Here is a 1034-nt window from a genome sequence, read left to right as displayed (position 1 = left end):
AGAAACTGACGATCCGATCTGCGATGATTCGATTGCCGGAAACGACCTGTTTGGCTTGTTCCAACAACTTGCCGGTTAGCGTGACCGCCTCGGTCAGTTTGGTTTTACTTTGTCGAAGAGCAGCTTTGCCCTTGTCTTGCAGTTTCTCGATAACGGCTTGCGCCTTGTTCACAACGTTCTCGGCTACTTCGATTACGCTCCCAGTGATCCGGTCAACTTCTTCCCAAGATTCACGGGTGCGGCGACGTAGAACTTTCGCGATGGACAGAATCTTTTCCTTGATTTCTGCCGTACGATCTTCAAAGCCTTGAACAGTGTGGGAGGCGACTTTCCGGATTTTCTGAATCGTTCGAGTGATGACTTTTACGCCATCTTGCAACAGCGTAGCGTCTGTCGGGTGATGGATATCGGATTCCACAACCGTCGTATCCGTGCGCAATTTGCGGGTTTTCAGAACGGCTTTTTCCTCACACTGCTTTACGAGTGCGGCATTGATGTCTTCGACGATCTTGTCGCCGTAGCGTTTGCGGGCATAGATGAGCGTAGACGGGTCGGGCATCGGTTCGTCGATGGCAAACCGGCAGAACATTCGCCATGTGATGCTGTCACCGACTTCCTTCACGAGTGACTCGTAGCCCAAATTGTATTTATGCTTCAGGACCATAAGACGGATGTACTTTTCAATTGCAAGCGTAGGACGGCCGCTTTTCTTGCCTTTCGGGTGCAACTCAGTAAACGGTTGAAGAAAACGGTCGTCGTCCAGTAATTGATCTATGATTGCAAGCTCGACCGGCAACTTTCTAACAGATTCCGGGAGAATGGCATCCCAGATGGTCAATTGCTCGTCTCGAAGTTTCAACATTTTCTTCACCTCTTGGAAGGATTCCCGAGGGCTTCTGTTGAACTCCTATAGCAAAGGAATTCTTCCCTCGGGGTGTGGAACTTTGTTATCTCGTCAATAACAATTTCCATTTTGAGGTGCTGAATTCCTTTTAATTATGCTCAAAACACCCTGACTTTTTCAGGGGAAACTA

At 48.6% G+C, this 1034-nt stretch carries 1 protein-coding gene; it reads right to left on the bottom strand.

The window, feature by feature from the left end; all coding sequences use genetic code 11:
- On the bottom strand, window positions 1–862 hold an 862-nt coding region (locus RW092_RS20330), incomplete at its 3' end, for a transposase (RefSeq protein ID WP_185150978.1).
- Window positions 863–1034 lie beyond the last annotated feature (172 nt).

Origin of the sequence: Paenibacillus sp. 3LSP (assembly GCF_032465655.1) — a bacterium.
Taxonomy (GTDB): domain Bacteria; phylum Bacillota; class Bacilli; order Paenibacillales; family Paenibacillaceae; genus Fontibacillus; species Fontibacillus barengoltzii.
This window is presented reverse-complemented; position numbering and strand designations above follow the sequence as displayed.